Source organism: Buchnera aphidicola (Brachycaudus tragopogonis), assembly GCF_964059175.1.
Taxonomy (GTDB): Bacteria; Pseudomonadota; Gammaproteobacteria; order Enterobacterales; family Enterobacteriaceae; genus Buchnera; species Buchnera aphidicola_BM.
Map to the genome: position 1 here is coordinate 293,679 of NZ_OZ060418.1, position 24,439 is coordinate 318,117.

Below are 24,439 nucleotides of genomic sequence, written 5' to 3' on the forward strand. Positions count from 1 at the left end.
ACTATTATGTTCCAAAATAATCCATTACTTGCACAGTTAAAAAAAAATCTACATGCTCAAACACCACGAGTTGAAGGCATAGTAAAAAGCACTGAAAGAGGATTTGGATTTTTAGAAATTGATCCACAAAAAAGTTATTTCATCCCTCCCAAAAATATGAAAAAAGTTATGCATGGAGATAAAGTCATTGCATTATTAAAAATAGAAAAAGACAGAGAAATTGTAGAACCTGAAAAGTTAATTGAACCTTTTTTAAATAGGTTTGTTGGGAAAATAGAAAAAAAAGATGACAGATTATTTATTATACCCGATTATCCTTTTTTAAAAGATCTTATAATATGTAAACCTAATAAAAATTGTACAAATATTTTTCAAAGTGGAGACTGGGCAGTAGCTAAACTAATAAAGCATAAACTTAAAGGAGACAATTTTTTTTATGCAGAGTTAATTGAAAAAATTGTACAAAAAGATCATCCATTAACACCATGGTGGGTAACTTTATCACGTCATAATCTTGATAAAAATGAACCTTTAGTAGAAAAAAAAGATCTTTTAATAAAAGAGAATTATCCTAGAAAAGATTTAACAGATTTAGATTTTATTACTATAGATAATGTAAATACTAAAGATATTGATGACGCACTATTTATTAAAGATTTATCTAATGGTGAACTTTGTTTAACTGTAGCTATTGCTGATCCTACTGCATATATAAAACATGGTAGTAAATTAGATATTGTAGCCTCTAAAAGAGGTTTCACAAATTATTTACCAGGTTTTAACATTCCTATGTTACCTAGAATTTTATCAGAAGATATATGTTCATTAAATCCTAATGAACGTCGTCCAGTATTAGCATGTCAGATCACTATTTTAAAAGATGGTAACATTTCTAAAAAAATTCATTTCTTTTTAGCATGGATAAAATCAAAATCAAAACTATCTTACGAAAATGTTTCAGATTGGCTTGAAAAATCTGGTACATGGAAGCCAAAAAAAAAGTCTATTGAAGAACAGATATTACTTTTATATCGCTTATGTTTATTACGCATAAAATGGCGTGAAAAAAATGCAGTATTGTTTAAAGATAGTTTGGAATATCGATTTCATTTATCCGATGCTGGGAAAGTTATAGATGTATTTATTGAAAAACGTCGTATTGCGCATAAGATTATTGAAGAAGCAATGATTATTTCTAATATGTCTGCAGCTAGTTTTTTATCTAGTAATATTGGTTTTGGCATATATAATGTACATACTGGGTTTGATCTTATTAATGCTGAAAATGTAGTTGCATTTTTAAAAAATTATAATTTAAATTTTACTGTACAAGAAATCACTACACTGAGAGGTTTTTGTAATCTTAGACGTGTTTTAAATATATTATCAAATAATTATATTGATAGCCGTATTCGTCGTTTTCAATCTTTTGGAGATTTTAGTATTGTACCAGGTCCTCATTTTGCATTAGGTTTTGCAGAGTACGCAACTTGGACTTCTCCTATTAGAAAATATAGTGACATGATTAATCATCGTTTATTAAAAGCTATTATAAACAATGAAAAACCAATTAAACCTAGTGAAGATATTAAATTAAAAATAAGTGAACAAAGAAGGCGTAATCGTATGTCTGAAAGAGATGTTTCAGATTGGTTATACACCATACTTTTACAGAAAAAACAATATAGAAACAATAAATTTAAAGCTGAAATAATTGATATTTCTAGAAGTGGTCTAAGAGCTCGATTAGTTGAAAATGGTGCTAATGTTTTTATTCCTGGAACATTCTTACATCCAATAAGAGAGCAATTAATATTTAATCAAGATATAGGGAAAGTTTTTGTAAAAGGAGTTGTACAATATCAAGTATCTGATTTAATCGAAGTGACTTTATATGATATTCGATTAGAAACAAGAAGTATTATTGCTAAACCTGAACACTAAATAGAAATGGAAATAAAAAAATAAAAATATTTTGTATGTTAATATGATAAAAAAATATATTATCCTAAATAGGATAAAAGATTTTAAATAATCAAGTTATTAAAATTCAATATAAATTGGGAGCATAGTATGAATATTTCAATTTTTGATTTATCTATATATATAAAATTTTTTATAGGTTTGTGTGCTTTGGTTAATCCGATTGGTATGATTCCCATTTTTACAACTATGACAAATAATCAGTCAATTATAGAAAGAAACAAAACTAATTTAGTAGCTAATTTTTCAGCTGCTTTAATTTTAATAATATCATTATTTTTTGGTAGTAGTGTTTTAAACATTTTTGGCATCTCTATTAATTCTTTTCGTATCGCTGGTGGAATACTAATTATTAGTATAGCTTTTTCTATGATTACTGGTGAATTTATTAAAAATATTCAAAAAAATAAAGATCAAAAAAAAGAAATAATTGATAACATTAGTGTAGTTCCTTTAGCAATGCCTTTAATTGCAGGACCGGGAGCAATTAGTTCAACTATTGTATGGAGTACTTACTATTCTACTTGGTCTAATTTATTTGGATGTAGTTTAGTAATTTTTTTATTTTCATTTGTGTGTTGGTTATGTTTTCAAGCTGCTCCATATTTTGTTCAAATATTAGGACAAACAGGTATTAATATTATTACTCGTATTATGGGTTTATTATTAATGTCTCTTGGAATAGAATTTATTGGAGCTGGTATAAGTGCTATTTTTCCTGGATTATTAAATTAACTTTTTTAACTCGTATTAAATAACTATTTATTGGATAGTGCTTTTGAAAAACAAAATTATTTTTTTTCGTTTGTTAGGTTTAGAAAACTGGTTAACAACTTTTAATAAAATGAATAATTTTACAATATTACGTAATGTAGATACATTTGATGAAATTTGGTTTGTTGAGCATTATCCAATTTTTACTCAAGGACAAATGAAAAAAAAAGAAAATATAAATTTTATTCATAATATCCCAATAGTAAATTCTGATAGAGGTGGTCAAATTACGTATCATGGTCCTGGACAACAAATATTATATTTTTTAATTAATTTAAAACGTCGTAAAATTAATATTCGTCAATTAATAGATATAATGGAAAAAACAGTCATAGAAACTTTAAAAAATTTTTCTATTAAAGGACATGTTCGAAAAAAATTACCAGGTGTTTATGTTAATAAAAAAAAAATATGTTCTTTAGGATTAAGAATCAAAAAAGGATCTACTTTACATGGTTTAGCGCTTAATGTAAACATGGATTTAACACCATTTAATTATATTAATCCTTGTGGAGATATTAATATAAAAATGACACAAATAAAATGTTTTCATCCAAATATTCAATTAAAAGATATACGTATTGTTTTAATTGAAAAATTATCTAAAATTTTAGACGTAGTCATGATTAATGGTGAGTATTATCAAAATAATTAAACATATACTTTTTAATAAGGTATAAAATTCATATGAAATATAAAATTTTTTTGAGCAACTTTTTTTAGTTTTATTGTTAATTTAATATATAGTATATATTTTAATATTTGTAATTGAGATAATAAATTTCATGAATAAACCTAAAAATGTTTTTATGGGAAAAAAAACATCAAAAAAATTAAATATAATTCCCACTAAAAAAATTGTTCAATATGAAAAAAAAATGAAAAAACCTGATTGGATAAAAATCAAAATTCCTATTAACACATCTCGTATAAATCAAATAAAAAATGCTTTACGTAAAAATAATTTACATTCTGTTTGTGAAGAAGCTCATTGTCCTAATTTATCAGAATGTTTTAATAATGGAACTGCAACGTTCATGATTCTTGGATCAATATGTACACGAAATTGTCCTTTTTGCGCAGTATCTCATGGCAAACCTAATCCTGTAAATATAGAAGAACCTGAAAAATTATCTAGTACGATATTTGATATGGGAATTGACTATGTAGTTATCACATCAGTTGTACGTGATGATTTATATGATGGTGGCGCTCAGCATTTTGTTAATTGCATGAAATCTATCCGCAATAGAAATAAAGTAAAAATTGAAATATTGGTTCCTGATTTTCGAGGGAAAATAGAATTAGTTTTAACAATATTTAATACTGAATTACCTGATGTTTTTAATCATAATATAGAAAACATTCCTAGAATGTATAAAAAAATTCGACCTGGAGCTAATTATCAAAGATCATTATTCTTGTTAGAATCATTTAAAAAGAAATATTTTCATATTCCTACAAAATCAGGTTTGATGCTAGGGCTAGGGGAAAAAGATTCAGAAATTATTCAAGTAATGAAAGATTTATATTCTAGCGGAGTTACATTATTGACAATAGGACAATATCTTCAACCTAGCATTCATCATCTCCCAGTACATCGTTATATATCACCCTTAGAATTTGATGACATTCAAAAAGAAGCCTTATCTATTGGTTTTACTAATGCTTTTTGCGGTCCTTTTGTACGTTCATCATATCATGCTAGTTTTCAATCGTGTTTACCTATTAAGAAATAATATTTGATAATTTTTTTAAAAATTTACTTTTGATAAATATTTTTACATATCATGCCATGAACATATTTTACATCAAAAAAATGTATAGAAAACAATATTTTTTATTGATGTATGTTGTTTTATACTAGAGGTTACATAGTGTTAAATCCTAATTTATTTAATATACCCAAAATTATTATTGCATTAGATTTTTGTGATAAAAAATCAGCTATGAAATTAGTAAATCTTCTTAATCCATCTATTTATTATCTAAAAATTGGAAAAGAAATGTTTACAATTTTAGGTTATAAGTTTATAAAAGAATTACATCAACTGGGATTTAACATATTTCTTGATTTAAAATTTCATGATATCCCTAATACTGTCTTTAATGCTACAAAAGCAGCTGCAGATTTAGGAATATGGATGTTAAGTGTACATGCTGCTGGTGGTAAAAAAATGTTAATTTCGGCAAAAAAAGCTTTAAAATCTTTTAAAACAGCACCTTTATTAATAGCTATTACAGCTTTAACTAGTTTAAAAGAAGAAGAATTAAAAGAAATAGGTATTCAGATTTCATTAGCTGAGTACATTTTAACTTTATCTAAGTTATCTAATGATTGTGGTTTAGATGGAATTGTATGCCCAGGAAAAGAAGCAAAAAAAATAAAATTTTTATTTGGCAATAAATACAAAATTGTTACGCCAGGAATTCGAGTTGCTGAAGATTTATTGTATGATCAAAATAACATTATTACTCCTCAAGAAGCAAAAGAATGCAAAATAGATTATATAGTAATAGGACGTTCGATTACTATGTCAAAAGATCCCATTAAAAAATTAGAATCAATTATGAAATCCATGCAATAAAATTTCATATCAAAAAATATATTTGATTTTAAATTAGGAGGATTTATGCAATTAATAAAAACAGAGAAAGCGTTGTTACCAACACCTTGGGGGAATTTTTCTATATTTGGTTTTGAAGAAAAGAAAAGTGGAAAAAATCATATTGCTCTTGTATATGGTGATATTAAAAAAGATGTCCCTATTCTTTCTCGAGTACATTCAGAATGTCTTACAGGAGATGCTCTATTTAGTTTGAGATGTGATTGTGGTAATCAATTAGAAATGGCATTAGAAAGAATTTCTCAAGAAGGAAGTGGTGTGTTAATTTATCACCGTCAAGAAGGAAGAAACATTGGTCTGCTAAATAAAATAAAAGCTTATGCTTTACAAGATAAAGGATTAGACACAGTAGAAGCTAATCATAAACTTGGTTTTTCTGCTGATGAAAGAGATTTTTCATTATGTGCTGATATATTTAATATTTTAAATATTAAAAAAATTCGTTTATTAACAAATAATCCATTCAAAGTAGAAATGTTAAGCAATGCTGGAATTAACATTGTAGAAATAGTTCCTATAATTACAAAAAAAAATGTTCAAAACTCTTATTATTTAAACACTAAAGCTAAAAAAATGGGGCATTTATTACCTGAATAATTTAAAAAAATAAAAAAATGCTTTACTATGATAAATAGTAGGGGTTTTTTTTAATGAACCCCCAAAAAAATTATTTTAAATATTTTTATCTTATAAAAAATATACTGTAAAGCACTTTAAAAGTGTTTTTAGTTGTAAATTTATTACAATTTTATTTTTAGAATGTTGTATGTGAAGAAAGTAAATAATTTTTATATCATAACAATGGACTTAAAAAATAAAATATTTTTTCGAGAATACGGGTCCAATATGCACGCATATACCAAACCTTTTTGTCTAATAATTGTGAATCTAAAATATATTGATTTTGTATATAAAATAAATTTCGACCAAAATTACTATCATCGATTACTAAAGTAATTTCGAAATTTAACCAAAGACTCCTCATGTCTAAATTTGCAGTTCCAATTAAACTCAGCTGTTGATCTACTAATATACTTTTACTATGTAATAAACCCTTTTTAAATTGATAAATTTTTACACCTGCTTCTAATAATTCACTAAAAAAAACTCGGCTAGCCCATTTTACTAAAATAGAATCATGATATAAAGGAATAATAATACTCACTTTCACTCCTCTTTGAGCAGCAGTGCAAATAGCATGCAATAAATCTTCACTAGGAACTAAGTAAGGTGTAGTCATAATTAATTCATTTCTGGCTGCATAAATAGCAGTTAATAATGCTTGATGAATCATATTTTCTGGAAAACCTGGTCCAGATGCAATAACTTGAATGCTAGAATCTTGATTGTATTTATTTTCTAAAATTTTTTTATGTGGTAATTGAGGTAAAATTTTAAAACCAGTCTCAATTTCCCAATCACATGAATAAATTATTCCTATTGTTGCAGCTATAGGACCTTCTATTCGTGTCATTAAATCGATCCATTGACCGATTCCAGAAGATTTTTTAAATAAATATGGATCAACAAGATTCATACTTCCAGAATATGCAATATAATTGTCAATTAATACAATTTTTCTATGTTGTCTAACATCTAATCGTCTTAAAAAAATTCGGAACAAACTAACTTTGAGTGCTTCTACAACTTGAATACCAGATTTTCTCATCATATCAACCCAAGGGCTTCTAAAAAACTCTATACTTCCTGCAGAGTCAAGCATTAATCTGCAATGTATTCCTCGTTTTGCGGATGCAATGAGAGCCATTGCCACATCGTCTGCTATTCCACCTGGCTTCCAAATATAAAAAACCATCTCAATGTTTTTACGTGCTAAATAAATGTCACGTATTAACGTTTGGATTGTTTTTTTTGTATTAGTTAAAAGTTTTAAGTCATTATTTTTAATTCCTGGCATACCTTGCCTATGCTTACATAATTGAAACAAAGAAGTTGCTACTTCACTATTTTTTATTTGAAAAATATATTTACAAGACTTGAGTTCGTTTAGCCATTTATTGGATATAGACCAAATTCTATTAGCAATTTTTTTTTGTCTTTGTCCTAAGTATAATTCACCGAAAAAAAACCAAATAAAAATACCAATAAACGGAATAATATAAATTATTAAAAGCCAAGACATAGAAGAAGGTATACTACGACGTTTAATTAAAATTCGAAAAGTAATATTAGCTATTAGTAACCAATATATTAAAAAAACTAGACATTTTAACAAATTATAGAAAACATCCATCTATTAAAGCTCCTATTTATTATTTTTTTTAAAAACGTTTTATTTTTATGAAATATTGTTTGAATTTAAAAAAAATATTATATTTCAAACATATAATATGCAGAATATTTAAGATAATAGGATACTCAATTAAGTAGTATAAATTTATTTTTTATATTTTTTTAAATAATACTCATGGGTAACAATTCACGAGGTTTTCCTATTTTATTAATGGCTACGTAAATAAATTCTGCTGCGGCAGCACAGTAATATTGACCTAATGGTTTAGAATGAGCTTTTTTAACCCATATTTCCACATTTATTTTAATAGAGCTTTTCCCAATTTTTATACAATTTGCATAGCAAGTTACAATGTCACCTACTGATACAGATTGTAAAAAATTAATTCCATTTACTCGTACGGTTACCACTTTTCCTCCTGCTATTTCTTTTGCTAATATCGCTCCTCCCATATCCATTTGAGACATAATCCAACCGCCAAATATATCACCATTAGCATTAGTATTATCAGGCATAGCAAGAGTTTTTAATACTATTGTTCCCTGTGGTAATTTATTTTTTTCTGACATTGTTAAAATATTCACTCTATTATGTTATAAAAAAATTATTTTTTTTTTGGTGTTTTACAATTTATATAAATACCAGTTATTAAAATCAAAAAAAACGTTAATATCGTAAATCCGAAAACTTTAAAATGCACCCAAGTTTTTTCTGAACACCAAAATGCGATATAAATGTTTAAAAGGCTACAAAATAAAAAAAATAAAGACCATAAAAAGTTAATTTTACGCCAGTAAATATTAGAAATATTGATATCTTTTTCTAAAAATCTTTGTATTATTGGTTTTTTTGTTAAAAATTGACTAACTAATAATATTATAGAAAAAATTATATAAATTATTGTTATTTTCCATTTAATAAATTGACTGTTATGAAAAAATATTGTAAGAGAGCCTAAAATAGAAATAACAAAAAAACTAAATAAATTAATTTTATCTATTTCATGATAAAGAAACCAATAAAGAATGCATATTAAACCTGATACTATAATTAAAGCACCAGACGCTATAAAAATATCGTAAAATTGATAAAATATAAAAAATGTAAGCATTGGTAATATATTTAATATTTGTTTCATCATATAAATCCAAACAAACTTTTAATTTTTAAGAACGCAAAAATATCATATAAAATCGAAATAAGTATATAACTAAAACAGAGAATAGTATATTTGTACTGATGTTTAATACTAAAAAAGTAACATTGTGATTAATAAAATAAATATTAGAAAGTATTGCCGTTAAAATAAATTTTCCAGATATCCAAAATAGTACACCTGGTCCTATTATTTTTATATTTTTCCAAGAAATATTTATACTAAGACGTATAGAATCTATAAAGCTATATTGTTTAAAAGAAAGAATAATTGGTGCTAACGATAACAATATTGATAATAATATACCTGGTATAATAAATAATATAAAACCTAATTGTGTGATAAAAGTAACCATGCAGTTTAGTATAAACAAACTAGGTAAAGATGCAAATAAGGAAGATATTGAATATATAATAGATTTTTTTTTATTATTAGACAAATGAGAAATTAAAGCAATCATGCTGCCTAACAATAATGTTTTACTCATTAATAATTCAACAATTTTAAAAATAGAATATTTCAACAATTCATGTTTTTCATCTAAATTCATATTATTAATTAATTCTAATAATGAATTAAAATTCATAAATTTGTTGTTTTCTATTATAGATATAATATGCATATCTGGTTTAATTAACATATTTACTAATATGCTAATAAAAGTAATAGAAATAGATATAAAAAAAATACTACCGATTTGTTTAGAGAAAAAACAATTTGTATCATGACGTAATTCACTAACTGTCATTGGCATATGTATAACTCCTTGTAAAGACTTTATATAATGTAAAGATTATACATATAATTTTAGACAACGATATTTTTTTAAAATAAAAAAAAAATATTTTTTATAAAAATGCTATACTAATTTAGTAGAAAGTTTCAATTTTTTAGTAAAATTTTTTATTTCTTTAATCATTTCATCTTCTTGAGTTAAATGTTTTTCAATAATATTTATAATTGCTGAGCCACATATAACACCAGAAACTCCTAATGAAAGAGATTTTTTGATTTGTTCAGAATCTGAAATTCCAAAACCTTGCAATAAGGGAACAGAATTATATTTTTTTATTTTTCTTATAAAATCAGTGGACAATGATAATTTTTTATTTTCGATTCCTGTTACTCCTGAACGCGATAATAAATAAATATATCCTTGTGCATATAAGGAAATTTTAGATATAAAATTATCATCAGAATCTGGAGGGCATATGAAAATAGAATTAATTTTATATTTATTTGCAGTTTCATAAAAAATTTTTGATTCTTCAATAGGCACATCTGCTATCAGAACAGAATCTAAACCAGAATTAAAACATTGAAAATAAAAATTATCAATACCTTGATTATATATAAGATTAGCATATATTAAAAGACCAATAGGTATCTGTGGGTTCTTTTCACGTAATGTTTTAAGTGCTTGAAAATATTGAAAAAAAGTATTTTTTTTATACAAAGCTCGTAAATTGGCTTTTTGAATCGTTGGTCCATCAGCTAGTGGATCAGAAAAAGGAATTCCAATTTCTAAAGAATCTGCTCCATTTTTTATTAAAACATCAACAATTTTCAATGAAATATCTAAAGAAGGATCTCCTAAAACTATAAAAGGAACTAAACATCCTTCTTGTAAGAAGGATAATCGTTTAAACATTTTTTTATATCGACTCATTATTGATTACCTTTTTTTAAAATATCATGAACGGTAAAAATATCTTTATCACCCCGACCAGAAAGATTTACAATTAAAATTTGTTCTTTTTTAGGATTTAAATGCATTAATTTTAAAGCATAAGCTATCGCATGTGAAGATTCTAAAGCAGGTATAATTCCTTCTTTTTTACATAGAGTTTGAAATGCATCAATAGCTTCTTTATCAGTGATAGATACATATTCAGCACGATTTATACTATTCAACCAAGCATGTTCAGGGCCAACAGATGGGAAATCTAATCCTGCAGAAATTGACCAAGATTCTTTAATCTGACCTTCTTTATTTTGCATTAAATGAGATTTCATGCCAAAAAATATACCAGTTCTGCCATATTTTAATGGTGCTCCATGTTTTCCTGTGTTGATTCCCTTTCCTCCTGGTTCTACACCAATTAAATTCACTTCATTATCATTGATAAAATCTGAAAAAATACCAATAGCATTAGAACCTCCTCCTATACAAGCAATGATTGAATCTGGAAGTCTTTTTTCTTGTTCTAAAATTTGTCTTTTTGTTTCTTTTCCAATAATTCTTTGAAATTCACGAACCATAGTGGGATAAGGATGAGGTCCAGCTACGGTACCGATCATATAATGTGATGTTTTATAATTGGTAGACCAATCACGTAAAGCTTCATTACATGCATCTTTCAATGTACCAGAACCATTTTTTACTGATATCACTTCTGCACCCATTAATTTCATGCGAAAAACATTAGGATTTTGTCTTTTTATATCTTTTATACCCATATAAATTCTACATTTTAAATTTAACAGTGCACAAGCAATTGCTGTAGCCACACCATGTTGTCCAGCACCAGTTTCAGCAATAATTTCTTTTTTTTTCATTCTAAGTGCTAACATAGCTTGTCCTAAAACTTGATTAGTTTTATGTGCACCACCATGTAATAAATCTTCTCTTTTAAGATAAATACGTGTTTTTGTACCTTTAGTTAAATTATTACACAATGTTAGAGCAGTAGGTCTTCCTGCATAATTTTTTAATAAATTATGTAATTTTTTTTGAAAATTTTCATCTTCTTGTGCATCAACAAAATGTTTTTCTAATTCAAACAAAGCTGGCATTAATATTTGAGGAACGTACATGCCGCCAAATTCACCAAAATAAGGGTTTAGTAAAGTCATCTAATTATTTCCTATCGTGTATTAAATAAAAAAATTTAATAATATCTTAATTTTTGAAAAACTAATTTTATTTTTTTATGATCTTTAATACCAGGCGATATTTCTACACCAGAATTAAGATCTAATCCTGAACAATTTAATGTAGAAGCTTCTATACAATTATCTGGGTTAATACCTCCGGCTAAAATAACTTTGTCTAATATGCAATGTTTAAGTATAGACCAATTAAAAGTTGTATTACTTCCTCCAAATGAGGAATCAAACAAATAATTATTTACATAATCCCAATTAAGACTTGGCAATGTTGATTGAATAGCAAAAGCTTTCCAAATTTTAATATTTTGAGGTAGTATTTTTCTTAGTTTATTAATATATTTTGCATCTTCTTGACCATGCAATTGAACTGCATATAAATCAATTTCTTCAGAAATATTGACAATAATATTAATATCTTCATTTTGAAATACTCCTACATGCCTTAATTTACTATCGATTATAATATTTTTTGCTATTTTTTTAGTAATGTTTCGAAATGAATTTTTTATAAAAATGAATCCACCATAAATTGCTCCATATTTTTCAACTATTTTAATGTCATCATTTCGAGTTAGTCCGCATACTTTGTTATTACCTATAATTATCGAACGTACAGCTACATCTAAATTTTTTTTAGACATCAAATGAGATCCAATTAAAAAACCATGAACAAATTTACTTAATTCTCTTATTTGGCGATATTTTGTTATACCTGATTCACTAATTATTGTTATATTTTTTTTAATTAAGGGAGATAATATGCGAGTACGATTCAAATTAATTGACAAATCGTGTAAATTACGATTATTAATACCAATAATATCAACATTTAAACGAATAGCTCTTTTTAACTCCGTAAGATTATTTACTTCAGTTAATATACCCATATTTAATTCTTTTGCTATGTCGTATAAATTTTTATATTGAGTATCATTTAAAACAGATAACATTAATAAAATAGCATCTGCATTATAATATCTAGCTAAATATACTTGATAAGGATCAATAAAAAAATCTTTACATAAAATAGGTTGAGATACACATTCTCGAACTATTTTTATAAACTTTAAATTGCCATCAAAATATTTTTCGTCTGTTAACACTGAAATAGCAGAAGCATATTTTTTATAAACATTAGCAATTTTAACTAAATTAAAATCATTTCTAATTGTTCCTAAGGAAGGAGATTTTTTTTTACATTCTAATATAAAACAAGGTTTTTTTTTCTTTAATGCATTATTAAAATTACGCGTATTAGTATTAATATTTTTTTTAAAATTAATTAAAGGTTGCTTTTTTTTTCTAATATTAATCCAATTAAATTTTTCTTTTATAATTTTTTTAAGTATTGTTTCTTCCATATTTTTCTTCTTTTAGCATATCAACAATATTAATTATATGTTTATAAACATCTCCACTACGAATTGCATTTAATGCCAATTGAGTGTTTTCTTTTAAATCTTCGTATCCAAATATTTTTAATAATATTGCTACGTTTGCTGCTATTAATTCTTCATGTAATTTACTACCTTTTCCTTGCATTGTTTGATTAATGATATGATAATTTTCTTCTAATGAACTTTCTAAAAACATCTTTTCAGAATGATTTGTTAAACCAAAATCTTGAGGTTGTAATTGATATGAAAAAATGTTTTCATTACAGAGTTCGGAAACATATGTCGTTCCATGTAGTGTTACTTCATCAGTATCATTACCATGCAAAACAATACCTCTTTTATATTTGAGATTTTTTAGTATATTAATTACAGGATTGATAAGTTTTTTATGATAAACACCAATAACAGATAAAGGAGGTTTTGCAGGATTAAGAAAAGGTCCTAATAAATTAAAAATAGTTTTAGTTTTTAATATTTTACGAACATTATTAGAATATTTAAAACCATTATGATATTTAGGTGCAAATAAAAAACAAATATTTAATTGATCTAGACTTTGACGAGATTTTTCTGAAGATATGTTTAAATTAATGTTAAATCTTTTTAAAAGGTCAGATGAACCAGATTTACTAGAAATTCCTTGATTACAATGCTTTGCAATTTTAAAACCACAGGTTGCAGCAACAAAAGCGCTTGCAGTTGAGATATTAATAGTATTTTTAATATCTCCACCTGTACCTACTATATCAGAAAAAATATATTCAGGTCTTGGAAAAAATTGCATTTTTTCTGAAAATGCATAAATTGCTCCTGTTATTTCTTCTATTGATTCACCTCGTACTCGCATTGCCGTCAATATCGATGATAGTTGTATATCTGTAATTTTTCCAGAAGCGATTAATTTAAATAATTTATAACTTTCTTTTTCACTTAAAAATTTTGACTCATAAATTTTATTTAAAAGATTTTGCATTTATTACCTTCATTTTTTTTACAAAAAACATTTATTTTATATAAAATATTTATATATTTATTGTTTTTTTAATTTCACAATAATCTATTGATATAAATAATTCAATTTAAATTTAATAAACTTTTTATGATTTTAAATCAGTTTAAAACTAAAAAATAATATGCAACTATTATTTTAATATTTTACATACAATACTTCTTTTAGGATTATAATAAAAAATGAATAAACTAATAATAATTACATTATTTTCTTTGGTATCTATTACTTGGGGAACAACCTGGATTGCTATGAAAATTGCAACAGAAACTATTCCTCCATTTTTTGCTACGGGTATGCGTTTTTTAATCGCTTCTCCTTTATTAATTATACTTGCTTACTATACAAAAACTCCTCTTCTATTTCCGCACGGACAACGATTATTTCAATTAATGATTGCAATTTTTTATTTTTCTATACCGTTTACATTAATGCTTTATGGAGGTATCTATGTTAGTTCTTCTATTGCATCTATTATTTTTTCAAATATGCCCGTAGCTGTATTAACAGTATCGTTTTTATATTTTAAGCAAAAACTATTTTTTACTCAAAAAATTGGAGTAATAATTTCTTTAATTACATTATTAATTGTTTTATTAATAGAATTAGAATCAAATTGTTTTCTTCAATGGAAGGGAATTTTAGCTTTACTTTTTGCTTTATTTAGTCATGCTATGATTTATTCTGTATGTCAAAAAACATGTTGTAATGTATCTATAATTACATTCAATGCTTTACCATCATTATTTTCTGGCATACTACTATCAACTATATCCTGGTTTTTAGAAAATCCTAATATTAATGGTTTTTCTAATAGATCTATATTAGCTATAATTTATCTTGGAGATTTTTCTGGTATTTTTGGAATTTTGTCTTATTTTTATTTACAACAAAAAGTAAGTGCATTTTATGCATCTACTGTTTTTTTGATTTTTCCACTGATTGCAGGGTTTTTAGAAAGATATATTTATAAAAATACAATTCTATTATGTGAAGTATGGTTTATTATTCCTTTAATTATAGGAATATTATTAACTTTAATTCCAGTCAAAAAAGATTTAAAAATACAAAAGGAATTTAAACATGGCTGAAAAAATACAAAAAATATTATCTCATCTTGGTTGCGGTTCACGTCGCAGTATTGAAAAAATGATTAAATCTGGAAGTATATTAATTAATGAGAAAAAAGCAGAAATTGGTCAACGCGTAGATAAAAAAATCATTAGAAACATTAAAATTCTAGGAAAAGAAATATCTATAAAAAAAATAAAATTTCAAACTAGAGTTTTAATTTATAATAAACCTGAAGGAGAAATTTGTACTAGAAATGATTTTCAAAAACGTTCAACTGTTTTTGATAAATTGCCATTGTTAAGCACGAATAGATGGATTAGCATTGGAAGATTAGATCTTAATACCCAGGGGTTGTTATTGTTTACAAATAACGGAAATTTAGCGCATCAACTGATGCATCCTCAAAATCAAATAGAACGAGAATATTACATGCGTATTTTTGGAAAAATTAATAAAAATACAATGAATATTTTAAAAAATGGAGTTAGAATTAAACATGGTTATGCCTCATTTAAAAAAATAGAGCGCTTTTCTAATAAAGAATCAGGAAAAAATATATGGTTTAAAGGTGTTGTGTGTGAAGGGAAGAATCGTGAAATTAGATCTATCTGGCAAAAAATGAAATGTCAAGTAAGTAGATTAATTAGAATACGATATGGAAATATTCTTTTACCAAAAGATTTAAAATTAGGAAATTGGATTGAGTTAAATTCTATATTACTAGATAATTTATATAATTTAATCTCTTTTAAAGAAAACTAAAAAATATAATTTTTTTAATAAAAAAATTATTGATATATTTATATAATAAAAATCATTATTACATATTTTAAAAAGGTTAATTGTGTGAATTTACTTGTAAATTATGAATTATTTTTAGCTAAAATTATTACCATACTTATTTTCATTGCTTCTATAATAATATTTTTTTGTTTAATAATAAAAAGAAAAAGAAATATTAAAAATACATTTAAAATTACTGTATTAAATGATCATTATAAGGATATAAAAAATAATGTTTTTTTGTCCACAATGAACAGTTTCGAAAAAAAAATATGGTTAAAAAAAGAAAAAGAAAAAAACAAAAAAAACAATAAAGAAGAAAAAAAGAAAATATTACAAAATCAAGCGCAATATTTTCGAAACAAAAAAAAAGTATTATATGTATTAGATTTCAAAGGTGGCGTTTATGCTAATGAAGTTATAGGATTACGAGAAGAAATATCTGCTATACTTTCCGTAGCGAATCAAAAAGATGAAGTTTTATTACGTTTAGAAAGTTCTGGAGGTGTGATTCATGGATACGGATTAGCTGCTTCTCAGTTAAATAGATTACGTGAAAAAGGAATACGATTAATTGTATCAGTAGATAAAATCGCAGCCAGTGGGGGTTACATGATGGCTTGTGTAGCAGATTATATTGTATCTGCCCCGTTTGCTATAATCGGTTCAATTGGTGTAGTAGGACAAATACCTAATTTCAATAAATTATTAAAAAAATGTAATATAGATGTTGAGCTTCATACCGCAGGAGATTACAAACGTACTTTAACAATGTTTGGAAATAATACTGATTCAACACGTAAAAAATTCTGTGAAGAATTAAATAGTACACATCAACTTTTTAAAAATTTTATTCAAGAAATGAGACCATCTTTAGATATTGAGAGTGTATCTAACGGAGAGTATTGGTTTGGAACAATGGCATTAAAAAAAAAACTAGTAGATGAAATTAGTACAAGTGATGATATTTTAATTTCTAAAATGGAAGAATACACTGTATTAAATATTCAGTATATTTATACTAAAAAAATCTTAGAGCGCTTTACATTTTCTGTATTAAATAATATTAGAAAAATGTTAATAAAAGCATTTTTTTATAAAAATTATTTGTTGTAAAATAATTTTTAATTTTTTTAAAAAAATCATCTTAATTTAAAAAATTTTATTTTTTAAAGAATATAAAATATTATTGACCGGATAAAAATATGCAAAAATCTCTTGTTATAGTTGAGTCTCCAGCAAAAGCAAAAACTATAAGTCAATATTTAGGTCATGAATATATAGTTAAATCTAGTATAGGACACGTACGAGATTTACCAACTAATAATTCAAAAAATAAAGATAAGATTAAAGATTCTATATTAATTCCTAAAAAATCTAATAAAAAAAATATTTTGATACAAAAAATGGGAATTGATCCTTATCAAAATTGGAAAGCTGAATATTGTATTTTACCTGGTAAAGAAAAAATAATATCTGAATTAAAAAATCTTGCTAATCAAGTTCATTATATATATCTTGCTACAGATTTAGATAGAGAAGGAGAAGCAATAGCATGGCACTTAAAAGAAGTAATTGGTGGAGATTTATCTAAATTTAGACGAGTTGTGTTTAATGAAATTACAAAACGTTCAATAGAAAAAGCTTTTAAAAATATAGGTCATATAAACATGAATCGAGTACGTGCACAACAAGCGCGTCGTTTTATGGATCGAATTGTAGGTTATATGATATCTCCTTTATTATGGACAAAAATTTCAAGAGGTTTATCTGCAGGACGTGTTCAATCTGTAGCAGTTCGTATTATATCAGAGCGTGAACATGTAATAAAAAATTTTATACCAGAAGAATATTGGCAGTTAAATGTTTCTGTTTTTTCAAAAAAGAAAGAATTTATTACTATAAACGTAACTCATTTCCAAAATAAAAAGTTTTGTCCAATTAAAAAAAGTGAAGTAGATTGCGCTATAAAAAAAATTAAAAATTCATTTTTAATTGTTCAAAAGTATGAAAAAAAAACATGTTTTAAAACAGCACCAGCTCCCTTTATTACTTCTACTTTACAACAATATTCTAGTCTTGTTTTGGGTTTTAGTGTAAAAAAAACAATGTTTTTAGCACAAAAATTATATGAAGCAGGTTATATTACTTATATAAGAACCGATTCAAATTATATAAGTAAGCGTGCTGTTAAAAAAGTTCGGATGTACATTCAGAATCATTACGGAAATGATTATTTACCTGAACAGCCTAACTTATATTCTAATAAAAAATATTCTCAAGAATCTCATGAAGCTATTCGCCCTTCTGATATTCAGATAAAAAAAATAAATTTAGACAACTTAAATTCCGATGCTCAAAAACTATATACATTAATTTGGAATCAATTTATAGCCTCTCAAATGACACCAATGAAATACGAATCTATAATTATAACAGTAATAGCTAACAAATTTAAATTGCAAAAAAGTGAGCGAATAATAATATTTAAAGGTTGGACTGAAATTGTAAAAGAAGAAAAAAACGTTACTTCATATTGTCCTAATTTAGTTATAGGGAGTTTATTATTTATAGATAAATTTTTACCTGTTCAAAAATTTACTAAACCTCCACCACGTTTTAGTGAAGCATCCTTAGTTCGTGAATTAGAAAAAAAAGGAATAGGAAGACCTTCTACATACGCTGCTATTACATCAAAAATACAGGAACGAGGATATGTTAACATTAAAAAAAATAAGTTTTATGCTGAAAAAATGGGAGAAATTTTAACTATTCGATTAAAAAAAAGTTTTAGCGAATTAATTGATTATAATTTTACTGCATCCATGGAGCATAAATTAGATAAAATTGCTAAAAATGAAATTTCATGGAAAAATGTTTTAAATTCTTTTTTTTACGATTTTTCTAAAAATTTAGAACAAGCAAAACAAACACCAGAAGAAGGAGGTATGGAACCAAATATTATGGTCATGACTTCTATAGATTGTCCAATCTGTTGTAAAAAAATGGGCATAAAAACAGCAGTTACCGGTGTTTTTCTGAGTTGTTCAGGATATAATTCCGAACCAAAAAAAAGATGCAAAAAAACTATAAATCTTGTATCATTAAATGAATTGAATAGAAATAAAAAAGATAAAGAAGATATATTTCTAACAACAATCAATCGATGTAAAAAATGTAATATGGCTATGGATAGTTACTTTATAAACAATAAAATTAAGCTACATATTTGTGGTAATAATCCTAGTTGTATTGGTTATGAAATTGAAAAAGGAATATTTAATAGTCCTTCTTATTTATCTCAAATTATTCAATGTGAAAAATGTTCTGCAGAAATGACTTTTAAAACAGGTCGATTTGGGAAATTTTTTATATGTATAAATCAAAATTGCAAAAACACAAGAAAAATTTTATCGAATGGTGAAATATCAGAACCTAAATTAGAACCAATTTCTTTTCCAAATTTATTATGTAAGGAATCTAATGCATGGTTTGTTTTACGAGAAGGAGTTTCTGGTATCTTTTTTGCTGCAAATACTTTTCCGAAATCGCGAGAAACTAGATCTCCATTAGTAGAAGAGCTTGCTCAATTTCAGCATTTACTACCAGAAAAAATACGTTATTTATCTAATGCCCCCCACATTGATAATGAAGGAAATAAAACTATAGTATGTTTTAATAGAAAAACTAAAGAACATTATATCGGTTCTAAAAAAGAAGGAAAATTTACAAATTGGTCAGCTTTATTTTTTAATGGAAAATGGTGTGTTAATAGTAAATAAAAAAATTTTAATAAATTAAATTAAAAAAATAAAATTATAATAAAGAACATTCTCGAATTTTTTCTGTAATTAATCTGACAAATTTTGGACTACTAGTTAAATTTCCTGAATGACAATTATTATTTTCATGACCTCCTGTAAAATCACTAATTAAACAGCCGGATTCTCTTGCTTGTAATTTTCCTGCTATAAAGTTACTAGGTTCCAAATTAAAATCGAAAAAACAATCGATTCTTCCAGCTGCAACGTAAGCTAAATCAAGTACAGTAGAACCAGTACATCTAAAAAACATTCCATATGAAATTAATTTTTTATATAGTTCAAAATAGGATGATGATTTTTCATGAATGTATTTAGGTAAATTTACCGCTACTGTAGTATATTGTAAAGTATTAATATTACTACATCTAGTTCGATAACCATTTAATTGTGAACCTTGTCCTTTTACAGCTGTAAATAAGTCATTTCTTATAGGATCATATATAACAGAAATTTCTGTATTATTTTTTACAATAACCGCAATTGATATGCAAAAATGAGGAAAATGTTTAATAAAATTGTTCTTCCCATCTAGTTCATTAACTATCCAAATAGTATTGTTTTTATTTTTAATAAGTAAGCATTGTTCTTTTTTATTTAAAATAACATGATTAGGATATGATTTATGAATAATTTCACTAATTGTTTTATAAGTTTTATACATAATGTTTCTAATAAATATTTTATTTTTTTCTATGTCTTCTTTAACAAATTTTTGTGAATCATAATTTTGAATAATAATGTTCCCTCCTTTTCGTACTGCACGAATAGCAATATTTAACATGGGATGCATGAAAATCTCCTCAATTTTTTAAATTTATTAAAATCATAACATAATTTAAATATCTTTAATATTTATTAATAATGCAAAAATTTTTATATGTAATAAAAAAATGGATTAATTTCTCATGTAATATAATAATTAAATTTCAACGAAAATAATATTTTAATTATTTATACTATAAGGTAAAAATTTTTAATGAAAAAATATTGTACTGATTTATCAGGAATTTAATATGCATAATATTGATGTATTAAAAATTTCACAACATAAAATTAATTTATTAGATTTAAATCGTCAAGACTTATATCTTTTCCTTGCTTCTTTAGGTGCAAAGAAATTTTCTACAGAACAAATTATGAATTGGATTTACAATCATTATTGCAATGATTTTGATAAAATGCTGAATATTAGCAAGAAAATTAGGACTAAATTACAAGAAAGATCTTATATATTTGCATCTCAATTTATAGAAGAAAGAACTTCTTGTGATGGGACAATAAAATGGATAACATTAATTGATCATCAAAAAATTGAAACAGTTTATATACCAGAAAGAAAACGTTCTACGCTTTGTGTTTCTTCACAAATAGGATGTGCTTTAAAATGTGATTTTTGCGCTACTGGTAAACAAGGTTTTAATAGAAATTTAAAAGTTTCTGAAATTATTGCTCAAATTTGGCAGGCCAATAAAAAATTAAAACAAAAAAATATCACAAATAGTATTAGAAATATAGTTTTTATGGGTATGGGTGAACCTTTATTAAATTTAAATAATGTTGTTTCTGCGTTAAAAATTATTTTAGATGAACATGGTTTTGGTTTATCAAAACGTCGTATTACTTTATCGACTTCAGGAATAGTACCAGCACTCAATAAGTTAAGCAAAATGATTGATGTTTGTTTAGCAATTTCTTTACATGCTTCTAATGATTCTACTAGAGATATTCTTATGCCAATTAATAAAAAATATAATATTGCATCTCTTTTAAGTTCAGTATTAAAATATTTAAAATACTCTAATGCTAACAGAGGAGGAGTTACGATAGAATATGTCATGCTAAAAGGAATTAACGATTCCAATAAAAATGCTGAACAATTAGCCAATCTATTAAATAATATACCTAGTAAAATCAATCTTATTCCCTGGAATTCTTTTTTAGGTTCACCTTTTGTATGCAGTGATGCTAAAAGAATTAATATTTTTGCAGAAATTTTAAGAAATAAAGGCTTTACTACAGTGATTAGAAAAAATAGAGGACAAGATATTAATGCTGCATGTGGTCAACTAACTGGAAAAATAATTAATCGTTTTAAAAGTCTCTCATAATTGTATAAAAAATAATCTTATATGTTCTATTATATATTGATTAGTAATATAATTTGTCATCTAATGTTTTTTAGATAATATGAAAATATATAAAAAATATGAATAAATACAAAAAAATTAATAGAAGAAAATCTGATCGTATTTATGTTGGTGCAATTCCTATTGGTAATAATGCACCTATTGCGGTTCAATCTATGACTAATACTCGTACAACAAATACCTTCAAAACTATTCAACAAATTTTAGAATTACAAAAAGTAGGTGCAGATATTGTTCGTGTTTCTATACCAACTTTAGAAGCTGCAGAATCATTTAAACTCATTAAAAGAAAAGTAACGGTTCCATTAATAGCAGATATACACTTTGATTATAGATTAGCTTTGAAAGCAATAGAATATGGAGCAGATTGTTTAAGAATTAATCCTGGAAACATTGGAAATAAAAAAAGAGTATCAGAAATTATAAAATGTGTAAAAGACAAAAATATACCAATTCGCATTGGTGTTAACTCAGGATCACTAGAAAAAGATATATTAAAAAAATATAATGTTCCTACCCCACAAGCTTTAGTAGAATCAGCTATGAGACATATTGAATATTTTGATGCTTTAAATTTTAATCAATTTAAAGTTAGTGTTAAAGCATCTAATGTATTTTTAGCTGTAGAAGCTTATCAAATATTAGGAAAAAAAATTACACAACCTTTACATATTGGAATAACAGAAGCAGGAAGCTTAAGAAACGGAACAGTAAAATCGTCGATTGGGATAGCTTTTTTATTATTAGAAGGAATTGGAGATACACTAAGAATTTCATTAGCCGCTAATCCTATTGAAGAAGTAAAAGTAGGTTATGATATTTTACAAACTTTAGGTATACGGTCTAGAGGTGTTAACTTTATTGCTTGTCCTACTTGTTCTAGACAAGAGTTTGATGTAATCAATACAGTTAATCAATTAGAAAAAAAATTAGAAGATATATCTACTCCTATCGATATATCTATAATTGGTTGTGTCGTCAACGGGATTGGTGAAGCCAAAATAGCAACGTTAGGATTAACAGGAGGTTGTAAAAAAAGTGCATTTTATGAAGATGGAATACGTCAAAAAAATAAATTAAAAAATGAAGAAATTATCGAGCAAATGGAAATTAAAATAAGAGAAAAAGTAAAAAAAATAAATAAAATAAAGAACTAAAAAATAATACTTAATTTATCTTCATTAGTTATTGTGAACACACAAGAGAAAATAGTGAACAAAGAAATTAAATCAATCCGAGGCATGCATGATTATCTTCCAGAAGAATTAAAAATTTGGAATTATGTAGAGACTATCTTAAAAGAAGTTCTAGCTAGCTATTGTTATTTAGAAATTAGATTACCTTTATTAGAAAAAACAGAGATATTTAAAAGAGCTATTGGTTATATTACTGACGTAGTTGAAAAAGAAATGTATTCTTTTAATGATCGAAAAGGTAATAGTTTAACTTTACGTCCAGAAGGCACCGTAGGTTGTGTACGTGCTATAATACAAAATCATTTATTACATAAAAAAAATAATAAATTTTGGTACTTAGGTCCTATGTTTCGATATGAAAGACCACAAAAGGGACGATATCGTCAATTTTATCAGTTAGGTGCTGAAGCATTCGGATTAGATACAGAAGACATTGATTTCGAAATGATTTTATTAACAAATCGGTTGTGGAAAAAAATTGGTATTGATTTACATATTAACTTAGAAATAAATTCTATTGGTTCTCAAAAAGATCGATTAAAATATAAAAAAGAATTAGTATCTTTTCTTAAAAAAAATGAACATTTATTAGATTTAGATTCTAAAAGACGATTATATACTAATCCTTTAAGGATTTTAGATTCTAAAAATGAAACAATGCAAAAAATACTACAAGAAGCACCATTATTAAGTGAATATATTGATATTCATTCAACTAATCATTTTAAAAATTTATGTAGTATGATTACTGATCACGAAATAAAATACATATATAATAAGAACTTAGTAAGAGGATTAGATTATTATAATAGCACTGTATTTGAATGGAAAAGTGATTATTTAGGTGCACAAAACACGATTTGTGCGGGAGGAAGATACGATTCTTTAATTGAAGAAATGGGAGGCAAAAAAACATCTGCTATAGGTTTTGCAATAGGTATAGAACGTTTAGTATTGTTAATCAAATCACTAAATATTTTTTCTAAAAAAATAGAAGATATTAATATATATATTATATTTATAGGAAAAGAAAATAAATACCATGCTATAAACTTGTCTGAAGAAATAAGGAATTTATATCCAAAATTAAAAATATTTATTAATTTTTTAAATCAAAATCTTCAAAAAAAAATCAAAAATGCTATTTGTTCTTCAGCGAAAATCGCTATTATTATCAATCGATATCATATTAAAGAAAAATATTTTGTAATAAAAGATTTAAAAAATAAAAAAGAGTTTTATCTTTTAAAACATGAACTAATGATAAAAATTCAAGAATTTTTTAAATAAATGTAATACATTATTTTTTTATAATATTTTTAA

Annotated in this window: 22 protein-coding genes; 13 read left to right on the forward strand and 9 right to left on the reverse strand. The window is 25.3% G+C overall.

Annotated elements, in window-relative coordinates; genetic code table 11:
• Positions 1–6 precede the first annotated feature (6 nt).
• From rnb to ribA, 6 genes are all read left to right on the forward strand, one after another.
• Complete coding sequence (gene rnb / locus AB4W64_RS01370; protein WP_367678261.1) at positions 7–1,944, forward strand: exoribonuclease II; 1,938 nt, start codon at positions 7–9, stop codon at positions 1,942–1,944.
• Positions 1,945–2,073: 129 nt separating this feature from the next.
• Positions 2,074–2,718 (forward strand): YchE family NAAT transporter, encoded by a 645-nt coding sequence (locus tag AB4W64_RS01375; protein WP_367678262.1) that lies wholly within the window; start codon positions 2,074–2,076, stop codon positions 2,716–2,718.
• A gap of 43 nt (positions 2,719–2,761) precedes the next feature.
• Entirely contained in the window at positions 2,762–3,412 is a 651-nt protein-coding gene (gene lipB / locus AB4W64_RS01380) for a lipoyl(octanoyl) transferase LipB (protein WP_367678263.1), read from the forward strand.
• Positions 3,413–3,542: 130 nt separating this feature from the next.
• Positions 3,543–4,496 carry a lipoyl synthase gene (gene lipA, locus AB4W64_RS01385; protein WP_367678264.1) on the forward strand — a complete coding sequence of 318 codons (954 nt, stop codon included), beginning with the start codon at positions 3,543–3,545 and terminating at the stop codon, positions 4,494–4,496.
• Between the two features lie 138 nt (positions 4,497–4,634).
• Positions 4,635–5,345, forward strand: coding sequence for an orotidine-5'-phosphate decarboxylase (pyrF, locus tag AB4W64_RS01390; RefSeq protein ID WP_367678265.1), 711 nt, complete (start codon positions 4,635–4,637; stop codon positions 5,343–5,345).
• A gap of 45 nt (positions 5,346–5,390) precedes the next feature.
• Complete coding sequence (gene ribA, locus AB4W64_RS01395) at positions 5,391–5,981, forward strand: GTP cyclohydrolase II (RefSeq protein ID WP_367678266.1); 591 nt, start codon at positions 5,391–5,393, stop codon at positions 5,979–5,981.
• 196 nt (positions 5,982–6,177) lie between these two features.
• Here the strand turns inward: ribA and cls are convergent, their stop codons facing one another.
• From cls to trpD, 8 genes are all read right to left on the reverse strand, one after another.
• Positions 6,178–7,638: a cardiolipin synthase gene (cls, locus tag AB4W64_RS01400; protein ID WP_367678267.1), complete on the reverse strand. Its 1,461-nt coding sequence runs from the start codon at positions 7,636–7,638 to the stop codon at positions 6,178–6,180.
• Positions 7,639–7,799: 161 nt separating this feature from the next.
• On the reverse strand, positions 7,800–8,207 hold the full coding sequence (gene yciA, locus AB4W64_RS01405) for an acyl-CoA thioester hydrolase YciA (RefSeq protein WP_367678268.1): 408 nt from the start codon (positions 8,205–8,207) through the stop codon (positions 7,800–7,802).
• Between the two features lie 35 nt (positions 8,208–8,242).
• Complete coding sequence (locus tag AB4W64_RS01410) at positions 8,243–8,776, reverse strand: septation protein A (RefSeq protein WP_367678269.1); 534 nt, start codon at positions 8,774–8,776, stop codon at positions 8,243–8,245.
• A gap of 28 nt (positions 8,777–8,804) precedes the next feature.
• Positions 8,805–9,548 (reverse strand): YciC family protein, encoded by a 744-nt coding sequence (locus AB4W64_RS01415; RefSeq protein WP_367678270.1) that lies wholly within the window; start codon positions 9,546–9,548, stop codon positions 8,805–8,807.
• Positions 9,549–9,653: 105 nt separating this feature from the next.
• Positions 9,654–10,463: a tryptophan synthase subunit alpha gene (gene trpA / locus AB4W64_RS01420; protein ID WP_367678271.1), complete on the reverse strand. Its 810-nt coding sequence runs from the start codon at positions 10,461–10,463 to the stop codon at positions 9,654–9,656.
• Positions 10,463–11,650: a tryptophan synthase subunit beta gene (gene trpB / locus AB4W64_RS01425; RefSeq protein ID WP_367678272.1), complete on the reverse strand. Its 1,188-nt coding sequence runs from the start codon at positions 11,648–11,650 to the stop codon at positions 10,463–10,465. Before trpB ends, trpA begins: the two co-directional genes overlap by 1 nt.
• A 35-nt stretch (positions 11,651–11,685) precedes the next feature.
• Complete coding sequence (gene trpCF, locus AB4W64_RS01430) at positions 11,686–13,047, reverse strand: bifunctional indole-3-glycerol-phosphate synthase TrpC/phosphoribosylanthranilate isomerase TrpF (RefSeq protein WP_367678273.1); 1,362 nt, start codon at positions 13,045–13,047, stop codon at positions 11,686–11,688.
• Positions 13,028–14,056, reverse strand: a complete 1,029-nt coding sequence (gene trpD / locus AB4W64_RS01435; RefSeq protein WP_367678274.1) for an anthranilate phosphoribosyltransferase — start codon at positions 14,054–14,056, stop codon at positions 13,028–13,030. Before trpD ends, trpCF begins: the two co-directional genes overlap by 20 nt.
• Before the next feature lie 218 nt (positions 14,057–14,274).
• Between trpD and AB4W64_RS01440 the strand changes: the two genes are divergently transcribed.
• From AB4W64_RS01440 to topA, 4 genes are all read left to right on the forward strand, one after another.
• The gene (locus AB4W64_RS01440; RefSeq protein WP_367678275.1) at positions 14,275–15,183 is read left to right on the forward strand and encodes a DMT family transporter; all 909 of its coding nucleotides are present in this window, start codon (positions 14,275–14,277) and stop codon (positions 15,181–15,183) included.
• On the forward strand, positions 15,176–15,928 hold the full coding sequence (locus AB4W64_RS01445) for a pseudouridine synthase (protein WP_367678276.1): 753 nt from the start codon (positions 15,176–15,178) through the stop codon (positions 15,926–15,928). Before AB4W64_RS01440 ends, AB4W64_RS01445 begins: the two co-directional genes overlap by 8 nt.
• A gap of 84 nt (positions 15,929–16,012) precedes the next feature.
• Positions 16,013–17,065, forward strand: a complete 1,053-nt coding sequence (sohB, locus tag AB4W64_RS01450; protein ID WP_367678277.1) for a protease SohB — start codon at positions 16,013–16,015, stop codon at positions 17,063–17,065.
• Positions 17,066–17,154: 89 nt separating this feature from the next.
• Positions 17,155–19,731 carry a type I DNA topoisomerase gene (topA, locus tag AB4W64_RS01455; RefSeq protein ID WP_367678278.1) on the forward strand — a complete coding sequence of 859 codons (2,577 nt, stop codon included), beginning with the start codon at positions 17,155–17,157 and terminating at the stop codon, positions 19,729–19,731.
• A gap of 34 nt (positions 19,732–19,765) precedes the next feature.
• Here the strand turns inward: topA and AB4W64_RS01460 are convergent, their stop codons facing one another.
• Positions 19,766–20,563: an inositol monophosphatase family protein gene (locus AB4W64_RS01460; RefSeq protein ID WP_367678279.1), complete on the reverse strand. Its 798-nt coding sequence runs from the start codon at positions 20,561–20,563 to the stop codon at positions 19,766–19,768.
• 223 nt (positions 20,564–20,786) lie between these two features.
• On the opposite strand from AB4W64_RS01460, the gene rlmN reads away from it, so the two are divergent.
• From rlmN to hisS, 3 genes are all read left to right on the forward strand, one after another.
• On the forward strand, positions 20,787–21,881 hold the full coding sequence (rlmN, locus tag AB4W64_RS01465) for a 23S rRNA (adenine(2503)-C(2))-methyltransferase RlmN (protein ID WP_367678280.1): 1,095 nt from the start codon (positions 20,787–20,789) through the stop codon (positions 21,879–21,881).
• A gap of 98 nt (positions 21,882–21,979) precedes the next feature.
• Positions 21,980–23,077: a flavodoxin-dependent (E)-4-hydroxy-3-methylbut-2-enyl-diphosphate synthase gene (gene ispG / locus AB4W64_RS01470; protein WP_367678281.1), complete on the forward strand. Its 1,098-nt coding sequence runs from the start codon at positions 21,980–21,982 to the stop codon at positions 23,075–23,077.
• Between the two features lie 54 nt (positions 23,078–23,131).
• Positions 23,132–24,406 carry a histidine--tRNA ligase gene (gene hisS / locus AB4W64_RS01475; protein ID WP_367678282.1) on the forward strand — a complete coding sequence of 425 codons (1,275 nt, stop codon included), beginning with the start codon at positions 23,132–23,134 and terminating at the stop codon, positions 24,404–24,406.
• Positions 24,407–24,439 lie beyond the last annotated feature (33 nt).